General features: G+C 62.7%; 22 protein-coding genes and 1 pseudogene. 13 read left to right on the forward strand and 10 right to left on the reverse strand.

Going from position 1 to position 20,087, the window contains the following annotated elements; all coding sequences use genetic code 11:
• Positions 1-30: 30 nt before the first annotated feature.
• The 6 genes from AC1DX4_RS27620 (at position 31) to AC1DX4_RS27645 (ending at position 5,715) form a co-directional block, all read left to right on the forward strand.
• A complete protein-coding gene (locus AC1DX4_RS27620; protein ID WP_477223317.1) occupies positions 31-660 on the forward strand; it encodes a J domain-containing protein in 630 nt (209 codons plus the stop codon).
• 123 nt (positions 661-783) lie between these two features.
• Positions 784-1,770, forward strand: coding sequence for a cobaltochelatase subunit CobS (cobS, locus tag AC1DX4_RS27625; RefSeq protein WP_287271377.1), 987 nt, complete (start codon positions 784-786; stop codon positions 1,768-1,770).
• Between the two features lie 11 nt (positions 1,771-1,781).
• Positions 1,782-3,680 (forward strand): cobaltochelatase subunit CobT, encoded by a 1,899-nt coding sequence (gene cobT / locus AC1DX4_RS27630; RefSeq protein WP_477223318.1) that lies wholly within the window; start codon positions 1,782-1,784, stop codon positions 3,678-3,680.
• The gene (locus AC1DX4_RS27635) at positions 3,677-4,696 is read left to right on the forward strand and encodes an esterase-like activity of phytase family protein (RefSeq protein WP_477223319.1); all 1,020 of its coding nucleotides are present in this window, start codon (positions 3,677-3,679) and stop codon (positions 4,694-4,696) included. Before cobT ends, AC1DX4_RS27635 begins: the two co-directional genes overlap by 4 nt.
• A 114-nt stretch (positions 4,697-4,810) precedes the next feature.
• Positions 4,811-5,233 carry an ArsR/SmtB family transcription factor gene (locus tag AC1DX4_RS27640; protein WP_477223320.1) on the forward strand — a complete coding sequence of 141 codons (423 nt, stop codon included), beginning with the start codon at positions 4,811-4,813 and terminating at the stop codon, positions 5,231-5,233.
• Complete coding sequence (locus AC1DX4_RS27645) at positions 5,230-5,715, forward strand: SRPBCC family protein (RefSeq protein ID WP_477223321.1); 486 nt, start codon at positions 5,230-5,232, stop codon at positions 5,713-5,715. Before AC1DX4_RS27640 ends, AC1DX4_RS27645 begins: the two co-directional genes overlap by 4 nt.
• A 23-nt stretch (positions 5,716-5,738) precedes the next feature.
• On the opposite strand, the gene AC1DX4_RS27650 is transcribed toward AC1DX4_RS27645, so the two are convergent.
• The 3 genes from AC1DX4_RS27650 to rpmB all read right to left on the reverse strand — a co-directional run bounded on the left by AC1DX4_RS27650 (position 5,739) and on the right by rpmB (position 7,580).
• Entirely contained in the window at positions 5,739-6,419 is a 681-nt protein-coding gene (locus tag AC1DX4_RS27650; RefSeq protein ID WP_477223322.1) for a spermidine synthase, read from the reverse strand.
• 3 nt (positions 6,420-6,422) lie between these two features.
• Positions 6,423-7,103, reverse strand: a complete 681-nt coding sequence (locus AC1DX4_RS27655; protein WP_477223323.1) for a queuosine precursor transporter — start codon at positions 7,101-7,103, stop codon at positions 6,423-6,425.
• A 180-nt stretch (positions 7,104-7,283) separates the two neighbouring features.
• Complete coding sequence (gene rpmB / locus AC1DX4_RS27660; protein ID WP_023763853.1) at positions 7,284-7,580, reverse strand: 50S ribosomal protein L28; 297 nt, start codon at positions 7,578-7,580, stop codon at positions 7,284-7,286.
• Between the two features lie 258 nt (positions 7,581-7,838).
• On the opposite strand from rpmB, the gene AC1DX4_RS27665 reads away from it, so the two are divergent.
• The 3 genes from AC1DX4_RS27665 to AC1DX4_RS27675 are packed head-to-tail and all read left to right on the forward strand — an operon-like array spanning position 7,839 to position 10,255.
• Positions 7,839-8,627: a DUF3108 domain-containing protein gene (locus AC1DX4_RS27665; RefSeq protein ID WP_477223324.1), complete on the forward strand. Its 789-nt coding sequence runs from the start codon at positions 7,839-7,841 to the stop codon at positions 8,625-8,627.
• Between the two features lie 42 nt (positions 8,628-8,669).
• A complete protein-coding gene (gene yddG, locus AC1DX4_RS27670; RefSeq protein WP_477223325.1) occupies positions 8,670-9,584 on the forward strand; it encodes an aromatic amino acid exporter YddG in 915 nt (304 codons plus the stop codon).
• Positions 9,581-10,255, forward strand: a complete 675-nt coding sequence (locus tag AC1DX4_RS27675; RefSeq protein ID WP_477223326.1) for a lysoplasmalogenase — start codon at positions 9,581-9,583, stop codon at positions 10,253-10,255. Before yddG ends, AC1DX4_RS27675 begins: the two co-directional genes overlap by 4 nt.
• Positions 10,256-10,313: 58 nt before the next feature.
• Here AC1DX4_RS27675 and AC1DX4_RS27680 read toward each other — a convergent pair whose 3' ends face one another.
• From AC1DX4_RS27680 to gloB, 3 genes and pseudogenes are all read right to left on the reverse strand, one after another.
• Positions 10,314-10,607: a hypothetical protein gene (locus AC1DX4_RS27680; protein ID WP_477223327.1), complete on the reverse strand. Its 294-nt coding sequence runs from the start codon at positions 10,605-10,607 to the stop codon at positions 10,314-10,316.
• A 100-nt stretch (positions 10,608-10,707) separates the two neighbouring features.
• Positions 10,708-11,132: pseudogene (locus AC1DX4_RS27685) on the reverse strand (cupin domain-containing protein).
• 22 nt (positions 11,133-11,154) lie between these two features.
• On the reverse strand, positions 11,155-11,922 hold the full coding sequence (gene gloB, locus AC1DX4_RS27690) for a hydroxyacylglutathione hydrolase (protein ID WP_477223328.1): 768 nt from the start codon (positions 11,920-11,922) through the stop codon (positions 11,155-11,157).
• A 162-nt stretch (positions 11,923-12,084) separates the two neighbouring features.
• Between gloB and AC1DX4_RS27695 the strand changes: the two genes are divergently transcribed.
• The 3 genes from AC1DX4_RS27695 to AC1DX4_RS27705 all read left to right on the forward strand — a co-directional run bounded on the left by AC1DX4_RS27695 (position 12,085) and on the right by AC1DX4_RS27705 (position 15,706).
• Complete coding sequence (locus AC1DX4_RS27695) at positions 12,085-12,873, forward strand: class I SAM-dependent methyltransferase (protein ID WP_477223329.1); 789 nt, start codon at positions 12,085-12,087, stop codon at positions 12,871-12,873.
• Between the two features lie 127 nt (positions 12,874-13,000).
• On the forward strand, positions 13,001-14,818 hold the full coding sequence (locus AC1DX4_RS27700) for an ABC transporter ATP-binding protein/permease (protein ID WP_477223330.1): 1,818 nt from the start codon (positions 13,001-13,003) through the stop codon (positions 14,816-14,818).
• Between the two features lie 84 nt (positions 14,819-14,902).
• Positions 14,903-15,706 carry a DUF1194 domain-containing protein gene (locus AC1DX4_RS27705; protein ID WP_477223390.1) on the forward strand — a complete coding sequence of 268 codons (804 nt, stop codon included), beginning with the start codon at positions 14,903-14,905 and terminating at the stop codon, positions 15,704-15,706.
• A gap of 13 nt (positions 15,707-15,719) precedes the next feature.
• Here the strand turns inward: AC1DX4_RS27705 and AC1DX4_RS27710 are convergent, their stop codons facing one another.
• Positions 15,720-16,655, reverse strand: a complete 936-nt coding sequence (locus AC1DX4_RS27710) for a glycosyltransferase family 2 protein (protein ID WP_477223331.1) — start codon at positions 16,653-16,655, stop codon at positions 15,720-15,722.
• A gap of 1 nt (position 16,656) precedes the next feature.
• Entirely contained in the window at positions 16,657-17,652 is a 996-nt protein-coding gene (locus tag AC1DX4_RS27715; RefSeq protein ID WP_477223332.1) for a glycosyltransferase family 2 protein, read from the reverse strand.
• A gap of 290 nt (positions 17,653-17,942) precedes the next feature.
• On the opposite strand from AC1DX4_RS27715, the gene AC1DX4_RS27720 reads away from it, so the two are divergent.
• Positions 17,943-18,263, forward strand: a complete 321-nt coding sequence (locus AC1DX4_RS27720) for a DUF1330 domain-containing protein (protein WP_477223333.1) — start codon at positions 17,943-17,945, stop codon at positions 18,261-18,263.
• 12 nt (positions 18,264-18,275) lie between these two features.
• On the opposite strand, the gene metW is transcribed toward AC1DX4_RS27720, so the two are convergent.
• A complete protein-coding gene (metW, locus tag AC1DX4_RS27725) occupies positions 18,276-18,890 on the reverse strand; it encodes a methionine biosynthesis protein MetW (RefSeq protein WP_475456822.1) in 615 nt (204 codons plus the stop codon).
• Positions 18,887-20,056: a homoserine O-acetyltransferase MetX gene (gene metX / locus AC1DX4_RS27730; protein WP_477223334.1), complete on the reverse strand. Its 1,170-nt coding sequence runs from the start codon at positions 20,054-20,056 to the stop codon at positions 18,887-18,889. Before metX ends, metW begins: the two co-directional genes overlap by 4 nt.
• Positions 20,057-20,087 lie beyond the last annotated feature (31 nt).

Below are 20,087 nucleotides of genomic sequence, written 5' to 3' on the forward strand. Positions count from 1 at the left end.
TCTTGTTTCGCATCTGCGAACGCCCCATAAATGGGTGAGATGAAGCCGTATCCCAAATATTTCGAGAAGATTCGCGTCCGCCCCGACAAGGACGCGGAGCTGAAGTCGCACTCGCCGATTTGCCAGTGGGACGGCTGCAAGGAAGCGGGCACCCATCGCGCGCCGGTCGGGCGGATGAAGGAGGGCGAGTATTTCCGTTTCTGCTTCGACCATGTGCGCGAGTACAACAAGGGCTTCAACTATTTCTCCGGCGTTCCGGACACCGAGGTCGCGCGCTTCCAGAAGGAAGCGATGACCGGCCACCGGCCGACCTGGAAGATGGGCGTCAACGGCGCCTCGACGCGTTCGTCGCCCGATATTGCCCAGCATCGATCAGGCCGCGCTGGCTACTACAACCGCATGCGCGACCCGTTCGACCTGTTCAAGGGGCCGAAGGATCCGCGCGAGGCGCGCGAGCGCAAGGCGAAGCCGCTTGAGGCCAAGGCGCTGGAAACGCTTGGCCTTGATACAAAGGCGACTGGCAAGGATATCAAGGCGCGCTATAAGGAACTGGTGAAACGTCACCATCCGGATGCGAATGGTGGCGATAGAGGTTCGGAAGACCGGTTCCGCGATGTGCTGCAGGCCTATCGCGTGCTCAAACAGGCTGGCTTGTGCTGAGCGACCATACGGTTCGTGTCGTTTTCCAACTTTCATAAGGTTGGAAAAGGCTCTAAGACCGCCCCCGGACAAAATCGATTGCCGGCGAAACGGGACGTTTCGCCCGTGGAGACGTTGAGAGATATGAACAAGGTCGATCGCGACATCGCCAACCTGCCCGACACGACCGTGTCGGTGAAGGATAAATTCGGCTTCGAGTCCAAGATGGTGGTGCCGGCCTATTCGGTAACATCAGAACATGTGCCGGACATCGATCCGGACTATCTGTTCGACAAGGCGACGACCTTGGCGATCCTAGCCGGCTTTGCCTACAACCGCCGCGTCATGGTGTCGGGCTATCACGGCACCGGCAAATCGACCCATATCGAACAGGTCGCCGCCCGCCTCAACTGGCCCTGCGTGCGCGTCAACCTCGACAGCCATGTCAGCCGTATCGATCTCGTCGGCAAGGACGCGATCGTCGTCAAGGACGGCTTGCAGATCACCGAATTCCGCGACGGCATCCTGCCCTGGGCCTATCAGCACAATGTCGCGCTCTGCTTCGACGAGTACGATGCCGGCCGCCCGGACGTGATGTTCGTTATCCAGCGCGTGCTGGAATCGTCGGGCCGGCTGACGTTGCTCGACCAGAGCCGGGTCATCCGTCCGCATCCGGCGTTCCGCCTGTTCTCGACCGCCAACACGGTTGGCCTCGGCGACACGACCGGCCTCTATCACGGCACGCAGCAGATCAACCAGGCGCAGATGGACCGCTGGTCGATCGTCACCACGCTGAACTATCTGCCGCACGACAATGAAGTCGCCATCGTGCTGGCCAAGGCCAAGCATTATCGCGACGGCAAGGGCAAGGACATCGTCAACAAGATGGTGCGCGTCGCCGACATGACGCGTTCGGCTTTCATCAATGGCGATCTGTCGACCGTGATGAGCCCGCGTACGGTGATCACCTGGGCCGAGAATGCCGAGATTTTCGGCAATATCGGCATGGCCTTCCGGCTGACCTTCCTCAACAAGTGCGATGAGCTCGAGCGCTCGGTGGTGGCCGAGTTCTACCAGCGCGCCTTCGGTGAGGATCTGCCCGAGAGCGCCGCCAACGTGGTGCTGGGGTAAGCAGAGCCTCGATGGCGGGTCCAGGCGACAACACGCGCAACAAGTCGAAGACGGGGTCTGAAGCCGACAGCTTCAAACGCGCCGTCACCGTCTGCATGCGCGCCATTGCCGGCGACAAGGAACTCGAAGTCGGCTTCGCCAAGGACCGACCAGCGCTTGCGGGCAACCGTGCGCGACTGCCCGAGTTGCCGAAGAAGGCGTCGAAGACCGATATCGCGATCACCCGTGGCCTCGGCGATTCCATGGCGCTGAAGCGCGCCTGCCACGATGTGCGCATCCACACCAAGCTGGCGCCGGAAGGCAAGGCGGCGCGAGCCATCTATGATGCGGTCGAGCAGGCCCGCGTCGAGGCGATCGGCAGCCGTGCGATGCAGGGCGTCGCCGACAATATCGGCTCGATGCTGGAGGACAAATACGCCAAGGCCAACCTCGTCGACGTCAAGGACAAGGCCGACGCGCCGATCGAGGAAGCGCTGGCGCTGATGGTGCGCGAGAAGCTGACCGGCCGGCCGATCCCGAAGAGCGGCGAGCGGCTGGTCGAACTCTGGCGCCCCTGGGTCGAGGAAAAGGCCAAGGCCGACCTCGACGGCTTGTCGGCCAAGCTCGGCGACCAGCAGGCGTTTGCCCGGGTCGTGCGCGAGATGCTCGCCTCCATGGAGATGGCCGAGGAACTCGGCGACGACCAGGAGACCGAAGACTCCGAGGACAATGACGACAACCAGCCGCAAGGCGAAGAGCAAAGCGAGGAGGGCGGCGAAGAGGATTCCGGCTCCGAGCAGTCTCAGTCCGAGGATGCCGAGGCGTCGGCCGATGATGAGCAGTCGTCGGAAACCGAAGCCTCCGACGCCACAGCCGACGATCTGTCCGACGATGACGACGCGGATGCGGAGACGCCCGGCGAGGCTAGGCGCAACGACAATCCCTTCACCAATCTGCCGAAGGAAATCGACTACAAGGTCTACACCACCGCTTTCGACGAGACGGTTGGCGCCGAGGAGCTTTGCGAAGAAGAAGAGCTCGACCGGCTGCGCGCCTTCCTCGACAAGCAGCTGGCCAATCTGTCCGGCGTCGTCGGGCGGCTGGCCAACCGGCTGCAGCGCCGGCTGATGGCGCAGCAGAACCGCTCCTGGGATTTCGACCTGGAAGAGGGCTACCTCGACCCGGCGCGGCTGGTGCGTGTCGTCATCGACCCAATGCAGCCGCTGTCCTTCAAGCAGGAACGCGATACCAAATTCCGCGACACGGTGGTGACGCTGGTGCTCGACAATTCGGGCTCTATGCGCGGCCGGCCGATCACGGTCGCCGCCACCTGCGCCGACATATTGGCGCGCACGCTGGAGCGCTGCGGCGTCTCGGTCGAGATCCTCGGCTTCACCACGCGGGCGTGGAAGGGCGGCCAGGCGCGCGAGAAGTGGCTGAAGGACGGCAAGCCGCCGAACCCCGGCCGGCTCAATGATCTGCGCCACATCATCTACAAATCCGCCGATCATCCGTGGCGGCGGGCACGGCGCAATCTCGGCCTGATGATGCGCGAAGGCCTGCTCAAGGAAAACATCGACGGCGAGGCGCTGCTGTGGGCGCACAACCGGCTGATCGCCCGGCCCGAACAGCGCAAGATCCTGATGATGATCTCGGATGGCGCGCCGGTCGACGATTCGACGCTGTCGGTCAATCCAGGCAACTACCTCGAGCGCCATCTGCGCGCCGTCATCGAACTGATCGAGACGCGCTCGCCGGTGGAATTGCTGGCCATCGGTATCGGTCATGACGTCACGCGCTATTATCGCCGCGCCGTCACCATCGTCGACGCCGAGGAACTGGCCGGCGCCATGACCGAGCAACTGGCTTCGCTGTTTGCCGAGGAGAGCGCGAAGGATACGCGTCGCGGCGGCATGCGGCGCGCCGGATGATCTTTTCGCGCGGCGGGTTTCGGCAGACGCTTTTCGCCGCCATCGCCCTGCTCGCCGGCGTCGCTTCGGCGCCAGCTGGCTCAGCCTCGGTCGAGCCGATCGAAGTCTCGGCCCGTCCGATCACCGAATTCCATATTGGCCGCACCGACAAGCAGTTCGGCCCGCTCGAATTCGTCGGCGGGCTGGAAATGACCTCGCCATCACGCGATTTCGGCGCGCTGTCGGCCTTTCGGTTTCTGAAAGCGGGCAGCGATTTCATCGGCGTGGCCGACACCGGCTACTGGTTCTTCGGCACGCTGGCTCGCGACGCCGACAAGCGGCCTATCGGCATCCAGAATTTTAGCATGCAGCAGATGGTCGACCAGAGCGGCCAGCCGATCGACGAGAAATGGGAAGTCGATGCCGAAGGCCTCGCGGTCAAGGATGGCATCGCCACCGTCGGTTTCGAGCGCAACCATCGCGTCGCCCAGTTCAAGATCGACCCTAATGATATGAAGGCGCCATACCGGCAACTGGATTTCCTGGTGCCGGCGCGGGAGCTGCGCCAGAACCGCGGCTTCGAGACTGTTACCCACGCCAATGTCAACGGCCAGCACGAGGGTGGTCTGGTCGTGGTCTCGGAAAAGAGCCTCGACAAGGCTGGCAATATCTATGCCGCCATCATCGAAGGGCCGCACAAGGGCGTCTTCACCGTCAAGCGCAATGGCGATTTCGACATCACCGATGGCGCCTTCCTGCCGGATGGCGACCTTTTGCTGCTGGAGCGCAGCTTTTCGATGGCGGGCGGCCTCAAGATGCGGCTGCGGCGCATTTATGGCGAGAGTGTCGAGAAGGGCGCGGTCGCCGACGGGCCGGTGCTGCTGGACGCCGACATGGGCTACCAGATCGACAATATGGAAGGTCTCGACGTCTGGACCCGTGACGACGGCGCGCTGATGGTGTCGCTGATCTCCGACGACAACCATTCGATCCTGCAGCGCAACCTCTATCTGGAATTTATCCTGCACCAGGATTGAGCGGGGCTCCAACCGCGAACCTTACGGCTGGTTCGATGTGATCGGACGCCTTCGTCACTCGATCTACGCTGATCAAAACACTTTAGTGCAGACTTGACTATTGATGCGATCGGCATGATACTCAAGTCCATGCTTAACTATTCCGAGATCGACAGCATCCTTCGCGCTCTTGTCGAGCCGACCCGTCGCCAGATCCTGGAACGGTTGAGCCGCGGACCGGCCACCGTCAGCCAGCTGGCGGAGCCGTTCGGCATGACGTTTGCCGCCGTGCTGCAGCATCTGCAGGCGCTGGAAGCTTGCGGACTGATCCGCAGCGAAAAGATCGGGCGGGTGCGCACCTGCCGGATCGAACCGGGCGGGCTCGCCCCGCTCGCCGACTGGATTGCGGAGCGCCGCATACCGGCGGAACGCCACCTCGACCGGCTTGGCCAGATCCTGGCCGAGACGATCCCATCCCCAACAGACCCATCCCCAACAGGCCCATCCCCAAAAGGCCAATCCCCCAAGAAGAATCAGGAAAAGGACGAACAGCAATGAACCAGATCGCGCCCGTGAAGGACGAGCACTCCGTCATCCACTCCACATTCACCATCGAGCGGACCTATCCGCAATCGCCGGCCAAAGTCTTCCATGCCTTCGCCGACAAGGCGACGGTGCGGCGCTGGCGGGTCGACGGCGACGGTTTCACCATCGCCGAATTCAGCTTCGATTTTCGAGTCGGCGGCGGCGAGGTGTCGCGCTTCAGCTATGGCGGCGGCCCGGAGGTCAGGCTCGACGCCCAGTTCCAGGACATCGTTCCCGACCAGCGCATCGTGTTTTCCTACCGGATGGCCATCGGGCCGCAGCCCATGTCGGCATCGCTGACCACGGTTGAACTGACGCCCTCGGGTGACGGCACGCGGCTGACCTATACCGAGCAGGGCGCGTTCTTCGATGGTGTCGATTCCGCCAAGGGACGGGAGGAGGGGACGCGCGGGCTGCTCGAGGCTCTTGGCGCGGAACTCCAAAAGTCGAACTAGAACGAAACCGCCACCGGCTTCGGTCAGGACCGTGAGCCGTTGGTGGCGATCCAGATGACATGGCGCGCGCCACGCTTGCCGTTGGCGCGCGTGTTGACCTCCTCGACCGCGAAGCCCACCTGCTTCAGCCGCCTGACAAAGCCGCTGTCCGGCCCCTGCGACCACACCGCCAGCACGCCGCCCGGCTTGAGGGCGGTGCGGGTGGCGACCAGGCCTGCCACGCTGTAGAGGGCGTCATTGCCCTTGTGGACGATGCCTTCGGGGCCATTGTCGACGTCGAGCAGGATGGCGTCCCAGGTTGCGGGCTCGGATCGTATCAATTGCCCGACATCGGTCTCCTCTATGGTGACGCGGGGATCATCGAGGCAACCGCCAAACACCTCGGCCATCGGGCCCCGTGCCCAGGCGACGACCGCCGGCACCAGCTCGGCGACAACGATTGCGGCATCGTTGCCCAACTCGGCGAGAGCAGCGCGCAGCGTGAAACCCATGCCAAGGCCGCCGATCAGGATCTTCGGCCGCCGATGGTCCGCAATCTTCTGGCAGGACAGTTCGGCCAGCGCCTGCTCGGAGCCGCTGAGGCGGCTGTTCATCAGCTCGTTGGTGCCGAGCATGATCGAGAATTCGCTGCCGCGCCGCTTGAGGCGAAGTTCTTGGGCGCCATCCCCGGTCTTCGCCGAATCGAGCTGGACCCAGGGGATCATGGTCTAGGCAGCAACCGCCGGCTGGCTCCAACGAGTGGCGAGCAGCCGGTAGGGGATGAGCGCGACCACGGCGATGATCAGCTTCACGCTGAGGTCGCCGAGCGCCCAGGAGACCCAGCGCATGGCGTCGACATGGAACACACCCATCAGCGGCGCCGTCTCGAGCGCAAAGCCGTCGTTCGGGCCGGCAAAAGCGAAAGCGGCCGAGAAAGCGACGGTGAAGAAGACCATGGTGTCGAACACCGACCCGACCAGTGTGCCGACGATGGGTGCGCGCCACCAGCTCTGTTGGCGCAGCCGGTTGAACACGGTGACGTCGAGCAACTGCGCGGACAGGAACGCGGCGCCCGAAGCTGCGGCGATGCGCACCAGCCGGTCGGCGGCGGTCTCGAATTCGATCAGGCCATGGCGGAACAGGAAGGGCGGAACGAGGATCGAGCAGACCACCGCCGTCATGAAGCCGACAAAGACGATCCTGCGCGCCACGGCAGGCCCGTAGCGGCGGTTGGCGAGGTCGGTGACCAGGAAGGAAAACGGATAGGTGAAAGCGCCCCAGGTGAGCAGGTCGGCCAGCGACAGGCTGCCGATCTGGCCCTGCATCGGGAACTGCACGAGGATGTTCGAAGCCACGACGACAAGCGCCATGGCGGCCACGAAGGGCAAATATCGCGAGAAGAAAGTCATTTTTTTATCCTGGGTAATGGAACCAGCGGAGCATCATACCGATCGGGCAGTGCTCGCTTCGTAGGTGAGCACCGGATGTCGAGCCTTGCGGATCTATCCGATGCCCCAAGGCCAACAAAACGTTGGCCAGAGACCAACAAGAGGTTGGTCTGGGCGGTCGTCCCCCGCCTTTATCTGATGTTACGCAGCGACCTGTTCGGCCAGCTTCTTGGCGATCTGCTTCTTCAGCAGGCGCGCGCGCTGCGACAGTTCCTTGATGTCGGCCTTCGCCAGGAAAGCGTCGAGGCCACCGCGATGTTCGACCGAACGCAGCGCGTTGGCCGAGATGCGCAGGCGCACATTCTGGTTCAGCGCTTCCGAAATCAGCGTCACATTGACGAGGTTCGGCAGGAAGCGACGCTTGGTCTTGTTGTTGGCGTGGCTCACATTGTTGCCGGTCTGGACTGCCTTGGCAGTGAGTTCGCAGGTGCGGGACATAATTCTAACCTTCAGTTCTCTCTTGACCTGCCAAACCTTTGTGCCCACGCCGGGTGGCGCGCGGTTCTGGTCAGGCGGCCTTATGGAAAAGTTGGCGTTCCATAGTTGCATTTCACCGGGGCGTCAAGCTCCGGCTTCCCCACGGAAGCGCCCGGCATTTCATATTAAGGCCGGATTTCATCCTATAAGCGGTCTCATAGGGACATGCCAGACCGGAGTCGCCCGCCTCCGGCCGAAAATCAAGGATCCGATCCCGCCATGCCTCGTTTGTCTCACGCGCTCAGCGCCGCGCTTGCCATCGCTTTGCCCTCCGCCGCATCGGCGGCCTCGCCGCAGTCCTTCAAGGGCGAGTACACGGTTTCCTTCCTTGGCCTCTCGCTAGCGAGATCGACCTTCTCCAGCCACTATGAGAACGGCGCCTACGCGATCGACGGCAGCGTGACCGCTGCGGGACTGGCCAAACTGTTCGACGACACGCGGGGCACGATCTCGTCCAAGGGCACGATTTCCGGCAAAAAGCTGGTGCCGCAGGCATTTCGTGCCGATTACACCTCCGGCAAGAAGGCGTCGGTGGTCGATATCCGCTTCACCAATGGCGCGGTGACCTCGACGCAGGTTGTCCCGGCACCGGGCAAGCGCGACCCCAAGGCCTGGGTGCCGATCGGCGCCGGCGACCTGGCTGCGGTGCTCGATCCGATGGCCGCCACCGTCATCCATGCCGACAGCCTCGACCAGGTCTGCGGCCGCACGGTGAAATTCTATGACGGCGAGATGCGCGCCGACCTGACGCTGACCTACAATTCGAAAGGCACGATCTCGGTGCCGGGCTACAAGGGCGATACCATCACCTGCCGGATGGGTTTCGAGCCGGTTGCGGGCTATCGCAAGGGTCGCAAGGCGCTCAACTATCTCAAGAACAAAAGCCGCATGATGGTGACGTTTGCGCCGCTCGGCCAAACCGGAGTATATGCGCCGATCCACGCCACGGTTGGAACGCAGATCGGCACATTGACCATCAGCGCCGGGCGTTTCGAAGCGGTACAATAGGCACGCCACCGAGACAGAAGAGGGCGCGCCACGGGAGAAAAAATGGGGCGCGCAACACTGATCGGCTTTTCGGCGGTCGCCATGTGGGCGCTTTTGGCGCTGCTCACCGATGCATCCGGCAAGGTGCCGCCGTTCCTGTTGTCGGCGATCACCTTCTCGATCGGCACCGGGGTTGGGCTTGTCGCGCGGCTGTTCATGCCGGCCGCCGACAAGAGCCAGAAAATACCGCCACAGGTCTGGGTGATCGGCATTGCCGGTCTATTCGGCTACCACTTTTTCTATTTCACTGCTTTGCGTAGCGCGCCAGCGGTGGAGGCGAGCCTGATCGCCTATCTGTGGCCGTTGCTGATCGTGCTCGGTTCGGCGCTGATGCCGGGCGAAAAACTGGCGTGGAACCATGTCGTCGGCGCGCTGCTCGGCCTTGCCGGCACCGTGCTGATCGTCACCAAGGGCGGTGGGCTGGCCTTTGATGCGCGCTACGCCTTCGGCTACGCCATGGCCGCCGTCTGCGCCGTGCTGTGGTCGTCCTATTCGCTTTTGTCGCGGCGTTTCCCGTCGGTGCCGACCAGCATCGTCACCTGGTTCTGTGCGGCGACCGCCGTGCTGTCGCTCGTCTGCCATCTGGCGCTGGAACAGACTGTGCTGCCGGACGGCGCCGGCCAGTGGCTGGCGGTGCTTGGCCTTGGCCTGATGCCGGTGGGCGCCGCCTTCTACGCCTGGGACATCGGCGTCAAGCGCGGCAACATCCAGGTGCTGGGTGCCGCAAGCTATGCCGCTCCGTTGCTGTCGACGCTGGTGCTGATCGCGGCCGGCGTCGCGGAACCGTCGCTTCGCATCCTTGCCGCCTGCGTGCTCATCACCGGTGGTGCGGCCCTGGCGGCAAGATCGCTGTTCCTGGGCAAGCCGGCCGCGGCTGAAAGCGGAGCCGGGGCATCCGAAAGCGGAGCCGGGGCATGACGATGCCGTTTGCCGGCGGTATCGACGCCAACGCCAATGCGACGCTGATCTTCTCGCTGGTGGCGGCGGTGATCTATGCCTTCACGCTGGGTATGCCGCCGAGCCTCGCCCGCTCCGCGGCAAAGACGCTTAGCGTCGCGATGCTTGCCGTGCTGGTGGCGCTGCAAGGCGGCCCGCTGCTTCTGGTCACCGCCCTTGCGCTCAGCGCGGTGGGTGACGCCTTCCTGTCGCGCGACGGCGAGAAGGCGTTTCTTGGCGGGTTGGCGAGTTTTCTCATTGCCCACATAGTCTATGTCGCACTGTTCCTGCGCAGTGGCGGCGGGTTGGGATTGCTTGGTGCCGAATCCTGGCGCGGGGCGATCGCGCTGGCATTGGCTGTGTTCGTGGTCGTCATGCTCGCAGCGCTCTGGCGTCGCGTCGGCCCCAGCTTGCGCATCCCGATCGCCTGTTATGTCGTCGCAATCCTGGCGATGGGCATGGCGGCGCTGACCACCAACAGCGTCTGGGTCATCGGCGGCGCGGTGCTGTTCATGGCCTCGGACGGGTTGCTGGCCACGGAGAAGTTTCTGGTCGCGGCCATCTCGCCTCATCGTGCGTGGATGCGATTTGCGGTCTGGGTTTTGTACTATGCTGCCCAAGTGGCGATCACGCTCGGGTTCCTGTTGGGCTAGGATTTGCCGTCGAATTCGACGAAACCAATGCTGATGATGCTCAGTGGTTAACTACTGCTCACTGCGCCAGCATGGAACGCAGTGTCAGGTAAATCATGTATAAGGATCCACCGAGAGAGCTGAGAAGAATCATCATGAGCAAGCGCCTTTGAAGCGTCGGAATATCATTCCATTCCCGAAACAACTTGCATACGTAGAAGATTGAATACGCTGCAAAGGACACGCTCATTACGAATAGTGCGACAAAGATGCTCTTCGGATAAATAGGCCGGATCAGAAGGCCTGCTACGCCAACTGCAGAAAAGGCGGCAATGAGCACTTTGTTTCGCATAGGCAGCCGATAATCAATCATATCGGCATGGCCTCAATGGGCATCAGGTGCGTAGCCGGATCGGCCAACATGGCTGGCAGATGTTGGTTGCACCAGAGTTTAAATGGCGCACCTTTCGGGATCATTCTCCCGGCTCCCAGCCCGGTTCGGCCAGTTCGAAGGCGGCGAAATCAAAACCCGGCGCGACAGTGCAGCCGACCAGCGTCATTCACCGAAGCTGCGCGCCGATTGCCACCAACCTGCCGGCACGACGATCTGCGGCCGTTCGCCCGCCGCGAGCCCGATGCCGAGCACCTGCTCGATCACGGTTGACCCTTCTTCCCACATGGACAGCGCCAGCGGCGCGCCGGCATGGAAATGCCAGACCTCGGCGGCATCCTTGACCCGATGCCAGGCCGAAAGCTGGTGCTGTTCCAGCAGGAAATAGATGGCGGTCGAATGGCCGCGCGCACCCCCGGCTTCGTCGCGAAAGGTTTCCGCGTACCAGCCGCCTTCAGGATGCGGCTTCAGGCCAAGCGTTGCGATGATTTCGGCTGAGCTGGTCATGGTCTCCGAAATCCCCCGGGGTTCAAAAATTGTCCTTGCGCTTACGGATCTCGGCGAACACCTCGGCATCCCCAGCCTTCTCCAGCCCAAGATGCTTGCGGATCGCCGGATCGTGCCAGCGCAGGAAGGGATTGGTCGACAGTTCTTCGCCGATCGTCGTCGGCAGCGTCGGCTTGTTGTCGGTCCGCAGCGCCTCGATCCGGGCGGAACGCTCCTTCAGCGCCGAATTGGTCGGGTCGACGGTCAGCGCAAAACGGGCGTTGGCGAGCGTGTATTCGTGGCCGCAATAGATAACGGTATCAGCGGGAAGTGCGGCAAGTTTCTTCAGCGATTCGTACATCACCGGCGGCTTGCATTCGAACAGCCGCCCGCAGCCCAGCGCAAACAGCGTGTCGGCGGTGAAAGCCACTTTCGATGCCGGCAGATGGTAGGAAACGTGGCCGGCGGTGTGGCCGGGGGTGGCGATCACCTCGATCCGTTCATCGCCGAGATGCAGGACGGAGCCCTCTTCGACGGTTTCGTCGATGCCTGGAATCTTGGCCTTTTCAGCCTCCGGGCCGACGATGCGCAGCTTGAAGCGCTCCTTCAGCGCCAAATTGGCTTCGACATGGTCGGTATGGTGGTGCGTGGTCAGGATCATCGTCGGCGTCCAGCCGGTGCGCTTGACCGCGGCCAGGATCGGCGCCTCCTCGGGCGCGTCGATGATCGCGGTCTGCCCGCTTTTGCGGTCATGCACCAGCACACCGAAATTATCGCTGCGGCACATGAACTGCTCGATTTCGACCGCCATCGTATCTCTCCATTGTCGCCGCAGACATAGGGCGCCAGCGCGCGGATGTCATCCCGGAGATGACAAGTGTCACTCCGGAGATGACAAAGTCACTCCCGGAGATGTCGATAGCCTTCAGGGCCTTTTGTTGAAACCTACCGATATCACGGCTACATCCCTGACATGCATTCCGACATCGTCGACCTTCGCTCCTTCTATTCGACAACGCTCGGCCGGTTCGCCGAGCGCTCGATCACCATGGCGCTGTCGTCGATCTGGGCCACTGTCCCCAATGAACGGCTGGTCGGGCTCGGCTATACGCTGCCCTGGCTGGAGCGTTTCGGCTCCGATGCCGAGCGGGTCTTCGCCTTCATGCCGGCGACGCAGGGCGCCGTGGTCTGGCCGGCGACGGGGCCGACGGCGACAGCGCTGGTCTTCGACGAGGAACTGCCGCTGGTCGATTCCTGCATCGACCGCATGCTGCTCGTCCATTCGCTCGAACATGTCGAAAACCCGCGCGAGACGCTGAACGAGATCTGGCGGGTGCTGTCGCCGGCGGGACGCGTCGTCATCGTCGTGCCCAACCGGCGCGGCGTCTGGGCGCGCTTCGAGCATACGCCGTTCGGCAATGGCCGGCCTTTTTCACGTGGCCAGCTTACCGAGTTGCTGCGCGAGGCGAATTTCACGCCCGCTTCCTGGTCGGATGCGCTGTTCTTCCCGCCATCGCGGCGTCGCTTCATGATGCGCTTCCACAATGTGCTGGAGCGTGCCGGCCGACGGCTGTGGCCGATCTTTTCCGGCGTCATCGTCGTCGAAGCGCAGAAGCGGCTCTATCAGGGTGTGCCGGTCGCCCAGCGCGCGTCCCGCCGTGTCTTCGTGCCGGTGCTGTCGCCGCATGGCGCGACTAGGCTCGGCCGCCGGGCCGAGGCCGCAGGCGCGGCAGCGCCGTCCCACCAGGTGAAACCTTCGTGATCAAGGCGGAAACTTTCCTCGTGCGGCATTTTCCCGACCTATCTGTCTCGCGGACTGGTTGACGGCGGCGGCCGTCGGCTCTCTTCATCCGGTTTCAGCATCACACCTGAAGGCAAGGACCTCTGACATGGCTGATCAACTGGACAATCAGGCCACCGTTCAGCCGGTCGCCGTGGCCAGCAGCCTGCGCGATCAGGTGGCGACGATCAAACGGGCGCTGGTGGGATCGCCGGTTCGCAAGTGGTTGCTGTGGACGTCGGTCGCCATCATGGCTGTCATCATCGCGACGTCGATCGGCCAGGTCCTGCTCAACCGCTGGAACCAGCCTTTCTACGACGCGCTCGCGCGCCGCGACATGGCGGCCTTCCTGCACCAACTTCTCGTCTTTGCGATGATCGCGGGCGGGCTTCTGGTGCTCAATATAGGCCAGACCTGGCTCAACCAGATGATCCGGCTGAAGCTGCGCGAGGCGCTGACGCTGGACCTGATCGATCAGTGGATGCGGCCGGCGCGCGCCTTCCGGCTGGCCAATGCCGGCGCCATCGGCGTCAATCCCGATCAGCGCATGCAGCAGGATGCAGCGCATTTGTCCGACCTGTCGACCGATCTCGGTGTCGGGCTGTTACAGTCGCTCATCCTGCTCGTGTCTTTCGTCGGGGTGCTGTGGGAACTGTCTTCAGGCTTCGTCTTCCACGTCAATGGCTGGTCGCTGGCCATACCGGGCTACATGGTCTGGGCGGCGTTCCTCTATGCCGGCATCGCTTCCTGGCTGAGCTGGCTGGTCGGGCGACCGCTGATCAGCCTCAACAGCGACCGCTACACGCGCGAAGCTGAGCTGCGCTCCTCGATGGTGCGCGTCAACGAGAATGTCGATGCCATCGCGCTCTACCATGGCGAAGCCGATGCCAGGCAACGGCTCGAACTCGACCTCGGCACCGTGCTGGGCGCCATGCGGCGCATCTACACCGCGCAGATCAACCTGTCTTGGGTGACCGACACCTATGGCTGGATCACCGTCGTGGCGCCGATCCTGGTCGCCTCGCCGGTCTATTTCTCGGGCGACATCAGCTTTGGCGGGCTGATGATGGCGGTCGGCGCCTTCAACCAGGTCCACTCTTCCTTGCGCTGGTTCATCAACAACATCGGCAGCATCGCCGACTGGCGCGCCACGCTGATGCGCGTCGCCGATTTCCGCATCGCGCTCGATGAAACCGACGTGCTGCACGATACCGAAAAACGCATCACCTTCGATCAAAACGCCAATGGCAGCCTGACCTTCGAGAAGCTCCAGGTGGCCTCGCCGGAGGGCTGCACAAAACTCTCCGACCAGCATGTCGAAATCCGCCCCGGCGAGCGGGTGATGATCACCGGCGAGCCGGGCGCCGGCAAGACGCTGTTCTTCCGCGCCATTGCCGGGCTTTGGCCGTGGGGCAGCGGCAAGATCGGCCTGCCGGCGAGAGAAACCCTCATCTTCGTGCCGCGGGTGCCGTATTTGCCGGCCGGCACGTTGCGCGAGGTGCTCAATCACGCGAACGGGCATGCGCCGGCCAGTGATGCCGACATTGTGGCGGTGCTGGCCGAGGTCGGCCTGGAACGGCTGTCGTCGTCGCTCGACCGCGTCGGGCGCTGGGACCATGAGTTGGGCGATGACGAACAGCGCCTGCTGGGCGTGGCCAGGCTCGCCCTGCGGCAGCCGAAATGGGTGATCATCGACGAAGCGATGGATGCGTTCGACGGGCCCGCACTGCGCCGCGTGCTGGCGATGCTGGAAAAGCATCTGAAGGGAGCCACGATCATCAACATCGGCCGTGGCCAGCACAACAATCAGTTCTTTCCGCGCGGCCTGACGATCGTGAAGGATTCCGGTGCGCCGGCGCTGAAACCTGCCCGCGTCAGGGCTGGCGCCATCGATCCGCCGCCGGCTGCCGCCCGCCGCAGGAAGTAGGCTGCTTTCTCTGGTTGTGCCCAAACCTTATTTCGCCGTGATCGCAATGGAAGATTTCCCGGAGAAACAACCCCGGCATTGACCATGCTCGATGCGCTGCGCCTGCTTGCCTGCCTTGCCTGCGCCCAGGCAGTTCCCGTCGCTTCATCGCCGGATGCGCCGGTCGTTGATGTCAGGCTTGTGCTGGCGGTCGATATCTCCCTGTCGATGGACGAGAAGGAATTCGCGCTGCAACGTGCCGGCTATGTCGAGGCGCTGCGGCATCCCGATTTCATCCAGGCCGTCCGCTCCGGCAATACGGGCCGCATCGCGCTTGCGTATTTCGAATGGGCCGGCACGGTGCGCGACGACGCGGTCATCGGCTGGCAGATCATCGACAGCACGGAGAGCGCCAACCGCTTTGCCGACAAGGTGGCGGCGCGCCCGTTCCGGAGTTTTCGCGGCACGTCGATTTCCACCGCACTTGCCTTCGGCGCCGGGCTGTTCGACAGGACGGATTTCGCCGGCGAGCGCAGCGTCATCGACATATCGGGCGATGGCCCCAACAATATCGGGCCGCCGGTCACCGCGACGCGTGATGCTGCAACCGCCAAAGGCATCGTCATCAACGGCCTGCCGATCCTCATCAACCCATCGACTACCTTCAGCCATCTCGACCAGTATTATGCACAGTGCGTGACCGGCGGCCCCGGCTCCTTCGTGCTGCCGATTTATGCGGCCGCCGAATTTTCCACCGCCATCCGGCGCAAGCTGATCCTTGAAGTGAGCGGCATTCAGGACAAGGCGAGGCTCACCCCCGTCGACGCGGACGCACCGATCGACTGCCTGCAAGGCGAGCGCGACAGGCGCTTCCTATCGGATCCGTATTTCCCGGAACTCGACCGTTGAACTTGCAACGGATTCAGGCAGGCCGGGCGCCGCACTTGTTGCGAAACTCGGTGTAGAGATCGCGGCGCCAACGCCGGCCATAGACATAGCCGTTGACCAGTTGCGGCAGCGAGTAACCAAGCTCCTTGGAAGACCGGTTGGCCATGTACCCGGCAAATGCCTCGGGCAAACGGCCCCTGAGAATATCGGCAATAAGCTGGCGCGAGATCATGTAGGGGGGAATGTGCGGGTAGGCGTGGGCAATATGCGGATGCTTGCCCATCAGATTTGCATAGGCTTCGACATAGCCGTCGCGGCGGCCTGAAATCGAATTCTCAGAATTGTGTTTCGTCCAGTCGAGATCTCCGGACAGTTGCGCGCCGAAGCGCCGGGCGAGGCGCAGCAGCAATTCCCGATCCTGCATCCGGGTGATGTCGCTGTCATAGCCGCCAATGGCCAGCAAGGCCTCGCGGCGGGCCGATATCGCCGAGCCGGCGATGAAGATCGTTTGCGCCACAAGCGTCCGCTCCAGCATCGCCGGGCTGACGAATGCCTCGGGGTTGATGCAGTTGGTGGTGCGGCCGCTCTTCAAGGAGACGAACGAACTGAGCAGCACCTGAAGCGCGGGATTGTCATCGAACCACGCCAAGGTCCGTTCGAGCCGGTGCGGCATGTAGACATCGTCGGAATCGAGAAATGTCACCACCGGTGCCCGCGCACGTTCGATGCCGGCATTCCTGGCAGCGTTGGCGCCTCGCCATTTCGCACCGACATAGATCAGCCGCGGGTCGCTGATGCGGGCCAGCGCCGCCTCGGTGCCGTCGGTGGAACCGTCGTCGACGACGATGTGCTCAAGCCTCGGCATGCTCTGCGAAAGGACGCTTTCGACGGCGCGCAACACCGTTTCGCGCCGGTTGTGCGTCGGCGTGATCACCGTGATAAGGGGTGCCGTATCCTGGGCCTTGGCCATTTCAGCTATGCCCGACATAAAGAGGCACGAATTCCGGTTCGTCCCTGACCAGGCCAAGCGCCATGGCCGCCTGGCCAAAAAAGACCAGCGTGCAAAAGACCAATCCGACGGCCAGGGCAAACGGAATTTGCCAGACGGGCATGCCGAGCTGCGTCGCATGCGCTATGATGCGGCCACTCACTCGCCGGGACATCGAAAACCAACGCCTTGTTGCCTTCACCACCCGTGCGGTTCGCGACGGCGATTCCAGAGCCACATACTTCCGGTCCGCATCGCGGCCGGTGACCAGCGCGCGCCAGAAGAAAAACCGCCAGCCGCGCGGAGGATAGTGGCTGGCCCGGGCATCGACCCGGACGAAGTCATGTCCGCTCTTTTTGAGCTGGCTGGTGAGCAACGTGCAGGAAACCTTGAAACCATTGCTGGCGGGATAGGGGTGGCTGGCCAACCAGTCTCTGCGAAAAGCGCAATTGTTGGCGTTCATCGCCCGTCTGGAAGCGAAACGTTGATCCCCGTCGCGCAGCGGGAAGAACCAGAGGAGTGCAAAGGTGCGCGAGGCGAAATCGTCACAGCTGAGATAGGTGTAACCGTTCACGGCGATCGTCTTTGGATCCTGTAGCGGCTTGAGGAGCGCCGGCAGCCAGCCTGTCTCCATGACCGTGTCGGAATCACAGAAAACCACGACGTCGCCGGTGGCCAGTCCAATGCCCGCGTTCTTGATCTGATAGTACCGGCTGCCGGTGCTGGCGCAGAAGACCATGTTGGCAACGGCGCCAAGTTGCGGAACAAGCTCGGCCAGACGCTGCTGAAGAAGCGGCGTTTCGGCAGCTTGTCCGCTGTGAACGACAATAACCTCCGGCTTGGGGTATTGATCGTGCGTCGTTGCGCCTTCTATTTCCCGCGCCAAAGCGCGAAACGAAACGCCAATCTCATCTTCGTTGATGGATTTGGCATTTTCCATTTCGACTACGATTGAATAGGTCTGGGATTTGCGTTCCATGCCCCGCCCAAAGCATTACGTTCGGCGCGACGCTACAAAGAACATCTTCGTATGTCATCCCACGATGCGAAATACGGCCGACCTGAAAGGTCGAATTTCAGATTTCGCGCCCCAATAGCAACACGTTAGCAGGTCGGAAGGAATGCAGTTCCGCCTGATCGAGGACTGATTCGGTCGCAGCGTCGATATCGCTCCTATTATCTCAGGCGTAATCGAAGTCCGTCACTTCCTTTGGCAACCTGCAGTCATGAGGCCGGCAAATCGGCCTCGATCGACAAGGGAGCTACGTCATGACCGCTTACGCCGTTGCCCATATGCGCCAAGTGACAATGTGCCCGCAGATCGTCGAATATCTGCACAAGATCGATGCCACGCTGGAACCTTTCGGCGGCCGTTTCCTGGTGCATGGCGGTGACGTGGAGGTGATCGAGAACGGCTGGCCGGGCAACCTCATCATCATCGAGTTTCCCGACCGGCATCAGGTGCGCAACTGGTACAATTCGCCAGCCTACCGGGCGATCCTTCCACTGCGCACCGATAATTCGGACTCCGACGTAATCATCGTTGACGGTGTCGAGCATCCGCACAAGGCTACAGATGTGCTTGGCTAGACGTGCCGTACCCTATCGCTTCAGCAAGAACACCGCCTGCTGGCCAAAGAAATTCCAGAACCACCAGGGCATCGACAGGCCGATCTTCTGGCCAGCGGCGTCGAGCGCGGTCGCTTTTTCCACCGTCGCGCCGAGCTCCTCGCACAGATTGACGAAGTCGCGGATGGTGCAGAAATGGATGTTGGGCGTGTCGTACCAGGAATAGGGCAGGTCCTGGGTGACCGGCATGCGGCCCTTGACGAACAGCGACAGGCGCACCCGCCAATGGCCGAAATTGGGGAAGGAGACGATCGCCCGGTCGCCGATCCTGAGCAGCTCGTCGAGCACCAGCTTCGGGTTGCGGGTGGCCTGCAAGGTCTGCGACAGGACGACGAAGTCAAAGCCCTTGTCGGGATAGAATTCGAGATCCTTGTCGGCATCGCCCTGGATGACGGAGAGGCCGCGCGCCACGCATTCGTTGACGCCGCGCTGCGACAGTTCAAGCCCGCGGCCGTCGACCTGCTTGGTGTCCTGCAGCAATTCAAGCAATGAGCCATCGCCCGAACCGACGTCGAGCACGCGGGACTGCGGCGGGATGAGGTTGGCGACGACCTCGAGGTCGACGCGCTGGCTGCCGTTGACGCTCATGATGTGAGCCCTCTCGCCCGGGCCGCTGAGCCGATGAAGCCGTTGATGGCGGCAAACAGTTCCGGCTCGTCGAGCAGGAAAGCGTCATGGCCGCGATCGGTCTCGATCTCGACGAAGGAGACCGAGGCTCCGGCTGCATTGAGGGCATGCACGATGGAGCGGCTTTCTTCCGTCGGAAACAACCAGTCCGATGTGAACGACACCAGGCAGAAGCGGGTCTTGGTGCCGGCAAAAGCATCCGCCAGCCGGCCGCCATGGTCGGCGGCGAGGTCGAAATAGTCCATGGACCGCGTCATGTAGAGATAGGAATTGGCGTCGAAGCGGTCGACGAAGGTCATGCCCTGGTGGCGCAGATAGCTTTCGATCTGGAAGTCGGCATCGAAGCCGAAAGTCAGATGGTCGCGGTCCTGCAAATTGCGGCCGAATTTTCGGTGCAGGGCGGCTTCCGACAGGTAGGTGATGTGGGCGGCCATGCGCGCCACCGCCAAGCCCTTTTCGGGGCGCTTGCCGTGCTCGAAATATTTGCCGCCATGCCAATCCGGATCAGCCATAACGGCTTGTCGGCCGACCTCGTGGAAGGCGATGTTCTGCGATGAATGGCGGGCGCCAGTGGCGATCGGCAGCGCTGAAAAGACACGCTCCGGATAGCACGACGCCCATTCCAGCACCTGCATGCCGCCCATCGAGCCGCCGAGCACGCAAAACAGTTTCTCGATGCCGAAATGGTCGATCAGCATCTGCTGCGCGCGCACCATGTCGCGGATGGTGATGATGGGCAGGTCGAGCCCATAGGGTTTTCCGGTGGCTGGATTGGTCGAGGCTGGGCCGGTGGAGCCCAGGCAGCCGCCGATGACATTGGAGCAGATGACGAAGAAACGGTTGGTGTCGATGATCTTGCCGGGGCCGATCAGCACTTCCCACCAGCCCGGCTTGCCGGTCACCGGGTTGGTGTTGGCGACATGCTGGTCGCCGGTCAGCGCATGGCAGACAAGGATGGCATTGGAGCGGGCATCGTTCAGCGTGCCATAGGTCTGATAGGCGATCTGGAACGGCGACAAAAGCGTGCCGGCATCGAGCTTGAGCGGCTTGTCGGACCCGAAGCGCAACACCGGGCTCGACGGCTGGTCGGCCTCGTTGTTGGTCTTTCCTGCGCGCAGAGCGGCCATTCTCGTCTCACTTGCTGCATCATATCAGGCG

The organism is Mesorhizobium sp. P3_A8 (assembly GCF_056402995.1).